Origin of the sequence: Salibacter sp. (assembly GCF_031581065.1) — a bacterium.
In the GTDB taxonomy this organism is placed as follows: Bacteria; Bacteroidota; Bacteroidia; order Flavobacteriales_G; family Salibacteraceae; genus Salibacter.
Genome location: NZ_JAVLBN010000067.1, coordinates 1 through 8,002 on the forward strand (window position 1 = coordinate 1; position 8,002 = coordinate 8,002).

An 8,002-nucleotide genomic window follows, 5' to 3' on the forward strand; every position below is an offset into this window, starting at 1 on the left:
TCCCAGTCGATCAATTCATCCCATTTTTCTACAAAACTTTGGATGTACTCTTTTTTGTAATGATCTGTTTTTCTAACCTTGGTTGGAGCTTCTCCGTAACTTTGACTTGTATTCAAAATATATCCTTTTTTTAATTTCTGTCCCCATAATTACAAAATATTCGCGTCATAGCATAATATCGCTAATTATATGTTGATTAATACTGTAATCTGTTGACTTTTCTCGAATACGATTGAATTCATTATTCGTTTTCAATCTGCAGATTGAAATTATGATTCGCTGTCACCTACTAATTCGGAAAAGGTTGTCCAATTCCATCCTATAAATTGAAATTATGCATTTTAAACCGCACATTTTCACCGGCCATTTTTTGGCTCAATCTTGAAATGGCGTATTCTGATAATTGTAATACCCTGGGGTAACCGCCCGATACCTGGCAGTCTTTCATTAAAACAATCAGTTTTCCGGAGGGAGTGAGCTGAATGGTTCCCGGGAGAACTGATGAGGTGAGGATGGGTTGCAAATCGTTTTCAAGGGGTTCGTTCAGGCGGTAACCCACCCGGTTGTTGTCTGACGAAAGTGTAAACGGTTCTGACAATCGTTGTTTTTGCCTGTCATTTAACCGGTCAAATTCCGGACCGGGATAACACGTTAAATCGCCAGATGTAAAATGGTCAACATGTTCTCTCACTCTTGCATTGCCGGTTTCCCTTAATTCCTGCTGTTCAACAGTTTTTAGCTCATCTCCCTTTTCCAGCCGCACCGGAGTAATTCCTTTTGAAAAACTCCTGCTTTTCAATATCACTTCAGATTGGATACCGCCCTGAACAGCCAGGTATGTCCGGGCGCCAAAATTGCGTTTACCAAACGATAAAACTGCACCGGATTTTGCACGGTACACGCGATTCATTTCGATCAGATCCGAGTCGAGCTTTGGTGAAAAGTCGCCCCCCGTCAAACAGAAAACTGTGGGGCGGGTGAATTGAAATTTCCCCTGTCCAAAAGTGATTTCAACGGCTGCATCGCTTTCCTTATTGTCTAAAAGAAAGTTTCCAAAATCTGCTGTATAAGCATCTAAAAAGCCAGCGGTTGGAATCCCCATTTTGGCGTACCCAAACCGTCCCTGATCCTGAACCGTGTTGTAAATTCCCGGATGAAGTACTTTGATCACAATGACTGAAATTTGAGTTCGTAATTCCCTTTTTCTTCCTCCGCAGCTATTTCATTAAAGGTTTCTTTGTCAATTGATACGAATTGAATCCTATCGCCTGCTTTGGCAAAACAGGGTTGCTGTTTTGTGATGTCAAAGAAATCGATAGGAGACTTCCCAATAATGTTCCACCCTCCTGAGGTTTGTTGCGGATAAACGCCCGTTTGCGCACCTCCAATTCCCACCGAGCCTTTGGCTACGCGCAATCTGGGAGTCGCTCTGCGTGGCGTGTGGATCTGATCGTTTAAACCGCCCAGGTACAAGAACCCGGGTTGAAACCCGAGAAAATAAATCAGGTAAGGAGGAGCTGTATGAAGTTGAATCACCTCTTCAGTAGAAAGTTTTTTGGCTTCGGCAATTTCGGTCAGATCCGGTCCGAACTCCGTGTCGTAGCATACCGGAATTTGCCAGCATTTCGATTCCTGCTTTTTAGGCCTCTTTTTTTGTTTGTACAGTTTTTTTAATCGGTTAGTTTCACTGTCAAAATCAATCTCATTATCGTATTTGATCGTGAGTGAGTTGTAAGCGATGATGGTATCCAAAACACCTTTGTTTTTTTCTATGTTTTTCTCAAAAGCAACAATATCCTGAATGATAGCCTCATCAATTTTTGAGGGCCACTCTATCAATACTGCTGATTTTCCAAGAGGTTTATATGTGAGTTTGTATTGATTCAATATGATAGAAACTCTCGATGTAAGTTTTTTAAAATTTCAATTGCTTTTTCGTTGTCTCCGTGCAGGCAGAATGTATCAGCTTTCATTTCCCGTTCGTTGTCCTGTACGGTTTTTACTTTTGATTCATGAAACATTCTTTTCACGTGGGCTACGACTTTCTCCTTATCAGTTATTGTGGCGTTCGGTTCTGACCGTGAAACCAGTGTTAAATCATCATTGTAATTGCGATCAGCAAAAGCTTCATAGACAATTTCAATTCCGAAATCCTTCGCCACTTTTTCGATTTTTGAATTGAACGGGACATACAATTTCACATCTTCAAAAACCTGCTGTACGACTTTGCTTACGAGTGTAGCTTTTTCTTCATCTACAGCAATCAAGTTGTAGAGTGCCCCGTGAGGTTTTACGTGATGAATCGTAGCATCCTGCATGGCTGCTCGTTCCTTGAAAAGCTGAAGTTGATTTTTCAAACTTCCCTGTAGCTCAAGATCAGTCATTTCCAGGACAACGCGGCCAAAATTTTCCTTATCGGGATAGGAGGGATGTACGCCAATTTTCACGTTGTGCGACAGGGCCAACGAAATAACTTTATCGATTATTTGGGGTGATCCTGCGTGTCCTCCGCAAGCAATGTTGCAGGAAGAGATGTACGGCATAAGTAAATGCTCGTTATTGAGACCCTCACCCAGGTCGCAATTGAAATCGATTTTTGTAGTCCTGTCCATAAACAATAAACCTCTTTTTCAATGGTCAGATCCGGTGGCGTTTGTGGTTCTGACCAAAAGTAGGCTGTTTAAACTTTAGAGCAAGGCTATGATGACCTGTTAACTATAAGTTTTCCTTTCAGCCTGAAGGCCTGAGGTGTACCGGAGTGTATTTTTTCAGTTCCTCATTTCCAAAGAACGGAAGAAAACGGGATGAGTTAGCCAGTAAATGTGCTGAGTTTTGAAAGCGAAAATAGCACCAGGCGCTTTTTGAGATATTATTTCCTTCCTTTGCAACTTGCTGAATTTCAATTTTGAGTCTTTTGTAATAGCGGTTGTTGACACCTTCAAACTCATCGAGTACCGACATTCCGTTTTTATCAACTTCAAATAATTCGCCCTTTACGTGAAAACTTCCCGGATAATTCTTTTGATGAATGAGAAAAGGAGCATTCCATTTGCCCGCTTGAAGCAGAGGATATTTGAATTTTGTCACTGCATCTGCGATGAAGGATGCGTTTATATCCTCCATTATGGAATAATTTGGGAATCCTCGTTTTAGCGTTCCGTAAGAGAAAATGAGATTTTTGTGGTTTGAGGGTGCTTTACTGTTCCCCAAATTCGATTTCTTTTCCTTTAACATGATCATAAAACGTACCATTATCAAATGCTAAATGACCATTTACCAAGGTTTTTTCGACTCTTGTGTGAAAATGCGTACCTTCTAAAGGAGACCAGTTGCATTTGTACAAGATGTTATCTTTACTAACTGACCATTTGTTATTTAAATCGACAAGCGTTAAATCAGCATAATAACCTTCCCTAATGAATCCTCTTTTGGTCATCTTGTAAAGAGTAGCAGGGTTATGGCACATTTTATCAACTATTTTTTCTATTGATATAAGTCCATCTTTGTGAAACTCCAGCATACAATTCAATGCATGTTGGACCATTGGTGCTCCTGACATGGATTGGAAATAAGGTTTTTCTTTTTCTTGGATTGTATGAGGTGCATGATCAGTTGTCACAAGATCTATTTTATCATCGATTAGGGCTTGTAAGAGACCTTTTTTATCTCTTTCTGTTTTAATAGCAGGATTCCACTTGATTCGCATTCCAAGATGATCGTAGTCCTTTTCTGAAAACCACAAATGATGAATAGATACTTCAGTAGTTATCTTTTTTTGTTTCAGAGGAATATCATTTTGAAAGAGAGTTGTTTCATCCTTAGTTGTTAAATGTAAAATATGAAGCCTTGCGTTGTGTTTTTTAGCTAATCTAATGGCGCGTTCAGTAGCTTCATAGCATCCTTTAGCACTTCTGATAAGCGGGTGGTATTTAGCAGGAATATCGTTTCCGTATTTTTCTTTAAATAGTTGTTCATTTTCTTCTATGAGCTTTTCTCTTTCAGAGTGAATCGCAATGATAGAATCGCAGTTAGCAAACAGTTTTTCCATTTTTTCTGGACTGTCTGCTAACAAGTTGCCTTTTTTTGTAAAGTACAAGCCGTCATCTGATACACCGATAAATTGATTCGTATCCATTTTGATTACATCATCAATGTTATCACCGTTAACCCCCAGGAAGAAAGCGTAGTTCGCTAATGATTTTTTAGAAGCAATTTGGTTTTTGTCATGTAAATCACGAGGAGTTAAAACATTTGGAACGGTGTTGGGCATATCGATAAAAGAAGTAACACCGCCAGCTACTGCAGCTTTGCTTTCAGAGTACATATCAGCTTTGTGGGTAAGGCCCGGATCTCTAAAGTGGACCTGGCCATCAATAATTCCAGGGAATAAGTGTTTCCCCGAACCGTCAATTATATCGTAATTTGATTCACTATCAATATTCCCTATTTTGGTAATGAATTCATCCTCAATTAAAACATCAGCAATGTATGATTCTCCTTCGTTTACTACAGTGGGGTTTTTGATCAAAATGCTTTTTTTCATTCTATATAGCAATAAATGGTTTAATCTTTATAAGTGTTTGAGAGGCCTTTGTTGATTTGTGAATCTTATTTTCTATTCAAAAAAAGATACATGAGCACGAAAATATTCAAATCATTTTTTTGCCTTAATTTTCTCGTAAATCCCGTTCCATAGTTGAATCCTTTTCTGCAGACATTCCACTGTGAATTTTAGAGCTTCTTCCCAGTACTCCTCGTTAGAACCACATAAGTTTGCTGTCATTTGTAGAGCTAATTCACTGTGATGATCTCCATCTATTTCAATGTGTCTTTCGAGGTAATACTTGAACACTGAGATTTTATCTGGTGATTCTTGATAAAGGTCATTCACAATAGCGTGAAACATGTCAGGGATAAGATCCTCACGACCAAATGTGAAAATCGCTGCTTGTAAATAATCCTTATTCGTTTCAATTACTTCAAACGTGAAATCAATGAATTCACGGGCTTCTTTTGGGATGTTTGATTTGGAGTAAGCATTTTCAAAATCTCCATCAAACTTCAAAGCATCAGTAAACATTTCAATTGAAGAAGTATCAGCTCCAATTTGATGCATAGCATCAAGGTACAGCTCAAAGTGGCTTTTTCTGTTCCCTTTTTCATCGATATCAGCTTCTTCGCCTACAACTATTTCATTGATTAGGAACCTGGTGTTTGCTGATCCATTTGGAAACCACGGCACATTTGTACAGGTTAAATTATTTTGCAGAGTTTTGAGAAGCGACATAAAATCCCAAACTGCATATATGTGGTATTGCATGAATATCTTTAAATCGTCTATGCTCTCTATTGCTGAATATACCTTGTGGTTTATGATTTGATTTTTAAGGGGTTCAATAGATTCTTTAAGTTCTTCGATTTCACTTTTCATGACTTAATTTTTAGAGTTTAATATGTAATACTTTTGGCTGGAAATTGTTCTTTAAAATTGTTGGACTTATTAAAAAAAAATCGCCCCATTGCTCTTTACACACTGAAAGTATTGAAATGCCCAGGGCGATACTCGTGATCTTTATTTACTTTTTTCAGATAAATCAATATTAGACAAGTTCAATTCCTTTTTTTTGATATCGTATATTTTTGATAATCTAATTCTGTTGTATCTATTTAGAATAATTGGATACAAGTTCACCACTATGTTCATCAGAAAAATCCAAATAGTAGAGTTTATTTTCCCCTGTAATAAAACAATTATATTGATAGTCAATAAAAGAGCAAAGCCAAAATAGTGTATCAATTCATAAACCTGCGTCATAGTAGCAAAATGTACAGCCTTTTTACGCGTTGTAGTAAGGGAAACTTTTTTCTTGAAAATCCTTTGGTACAATTTGATCCAGAGGTCACCACAGGTAGGAACAAGATACTTAAAAGTTCGAATTCCTATTTTTTCGTAGAAACGTGTGTTTCTTTCAAAATTAAAACCGAATAAGAAGTAATTTCGCATATATTTAAAGTAGCATTTTAAATCATACAATTTAGCTATTCAAAACGTTTAGCTGTTAGAGAGTGCTACGAGTGATCAAAAAATCTAGCATCCCTAATTTTTTACGAAGAATATACCTTTCCTCAATCAGTTAAAAAGGTTATTTGCATTTTAATGTCATCTTTGAATTTAAAATAAAACAGTTGTAGTTAGTTAAGAGATTGTAATATGAAGAGCCAAAAAACTAATTTAGGAAGATGAATAATCAACTAAACCATCGAGAATAGGCTTCTGGTCGTGTGCTTTACATCACCTTTTTGGTAAAATTTATTCAATCAATAATTTTTCAACTAAAATATTTTCGCCACCACGCATGATCTTAATAAAATACAACCCAGCAGGAAAATCTTCAGTGTTTAAATGGATTTCGTCAGAACCTGTTAAACCAAGTCGTTCAAATTCCTGACCAATTGCGTTTGAGATTACTAATGAATTTGATTTATATTTATTGAGTTGAAGTGAAATAGTGACTCTATTAGCTGCAGGGTTTGGATATACGCTAAAAATTGAGCTTTCATCATTTGGAGATGTAGATAGTGTTTTACAATTTGGTTTATTACCCGCTTGAGTATTGAAAACACCATTGTCAACATACCAATTTTCCCAATTTCCTCCATTTCCTGATTCCCAATCATTCAAATCAAAATAATTTGAACCATCAGTAGTTCCTTTTACTGAATAAACCTTTATTGCAAGTTCATTCTGGTTCCAGTCTAGTGGAGAGCCTGGAGAGCAGTTTTCTGGTTCATTATTGATGATTTCACAATTGGGCTGTATGAAATAAGCATTGTCATCATAAGTAGGGTAATCACCATACACTCTTGCAATTCCATTTGTGTCAATGCAAACGGCAGTATATTCATCACAGGCGATGCCTTTGGCGGTTATCCTGTAATCGACTAAAATACGAGACAAGAAAACGATATGCCTTCCTTTTCTATCAGGATTATCATAGTGGGTATCAGTAATAACATCCGATAAATAATCGTTTGAGATGAATGATGTAGAGTCAACGACTATTCGATTATCAAAAGGGTTAGTTAGGGCAGTAGAGGATGTAACTGTTCCATTTTGCGCTGAGAAATAGAAATCACCCAAAACAGCCATACCGGCACTGGTTCCACCAATAACAATATCACGATTGGTAATAGCCTGATTTATCAAACTATCAATTGGACTGTTACGCCAATACGATACATAATTCCATTGATTTCCTCCTGCAAGCCAAATTGCTTCTGCTTGCTGAATTTTTTGATGAATATAAGATTCGTTTTTTGCAGAAGAATCGTTAAAAACGATGGTCTCAACAGAATTGACACTAACGCCCAAATCAGAATACATATAATCATTGTAACCATCACTTCCTGAAGCTCTCAATACAAGAACATCACCTTCATTGGCCTGCTGCAAAAACCAGATCATCGCATTGTCATCTTCAGATGCACCACCCATTAAGCATACACCACCATATGTAGTTGTTGTGGTATCAGTAGTATTTCCTGAAAAAAATGAAGTATAGTTTTGGCTAAAAACAATTGGAGTAACTCCAAACAATACTAACAAAATAATAAAGTTTTTCATGTAATAGCTTTTAATGAATTCTAGAGTCAATAGTTAAAGATCTTGAGTATTACCATACTTTTTTTTGCAAATATTTAAATCAAATATAGTAAAGCCATAGATCTTTTGGGAATCACTAATTTTTAAAGGGTTAAGGTGGAGGCTGAGGTCAAGGTCGGGGGTGTTCTAATAAAGTTTCGGATGTTCCATCACGTTGCTTCAACGTTTTGTACATGAGCAGTAGCGGATTATTACCACCTACGATTCAACAAGCAAGATACCCATAAAACAAGAAAAGCGGTTCAAGTATACACTTAAACCGCTATTGCTTATACACTTTGTTGAGCTGCCTTTAATTCTTCTCGAATGTCAGATAATCTGTTCCACCATTTCCACCAC

General features: G+C 37.2%; 8 protein-coding genes. All 8 read right to left on the reverse strand.

All coding sequences use genetic code 11. The features are described from left to right. Positions 1–319 precede the first annotated feature (319 nt). Positions 320–1,171 carry a biotin-dependent carboxyltransferase family protein gene (locus RI557_RS10915; protein WP_310683760.1) on the reverse strand — a complete coding sequence of 284 codons (852 nt, stop codon included), beginning with the start codon at positions 1,169–1,171 and terminating at the stop codon, positions 320–322. Continuing rightward, complete coding sequence (gene pxpB / locus RI557_RS10920) at positions 1,168–1,887, reverse strand: 5-oxoprolinase subunit PxpB (protein WP_310683762.1); 720 nt, start codon at positions 1,885–1,887, stop codon at positions 1,168–1,170. The genes RI557_RS10915 and pxpB overlap by 4 nt, the downstream gene beginning before the upstream one ends. Further along, positions 1,884–2,612 (reverse strand): 5-oxoprolinase subunit PxpA, encoded by a 729-nt coding sequence (gene pxpA, locus RI557_RS10925; RefSeq protein ID WP_310683764.1) that lies wholly within the window; start codon positions 2,610–2,612, stop codon positions 1,884–1,886. Before pxpA ends, pxpB begins: the two co-directional genes overlap by 4 nt. A 118-nt stretch (positions 2,613–2,730) precedes the next feature. Further along, positions 2,731–3,240, reverse strand: coding sequence for a gamma-glutamylcyclotransferase family protein (locus RI557_RS10930; protein WP_310683766.1), 510 nt, complete (start codon positions 3,238–3,240; stop codon positions 2,731–2,733). Next, positions 3,197–4,543, reverse strand: coding sequence for a dihydroorotase (locus RI557_RS10935; protein ID WP_310683768.1), 1,347 nt, complete (start codon positions 4,541–4,543; stop codon positions 3,197–3,199). Before RI557_RS10935 ends, RI557_RS10930 begins: the two co-directional genes overlap by 44 nt. 111 nt (positions 4,544–4,654) lie before the next feature. Continuing rightward, a complete protein-coding gene (locus RI557_RS10940) occupies positions 4,655–5,431 on the reverse strand; it encodes a DUF3050 domain-containing protein (RefSeq protein WP_310668896.1) in 777 nt (258 codons plus the stop codon). Between the two features lie 141 nt (positions 5,432–5,572). Further along, positions 5,573–6,004 (reverse strand): hypothetical protein, encoded by a 432-nt coding sequence (locus tag RI557_RS11765; protein WP_409079701.1) that lies wholly within the window; start codon positions 6,002–6,004, stop codon positions 5,573–5,575. 306 nt (positions 6,005–6,310) lie between these two features. After that, entirely contained in the window at positions 6,311–7,624 is a 1,314-nt protein-coding gene (locus RI557_RS10945; protein ID WP_310683770.1) for a T9SS type A sorting domain-containing protein, read from the reverse strand. Positions 7,625–8,002: the final 378 nt, after the last annotated feature.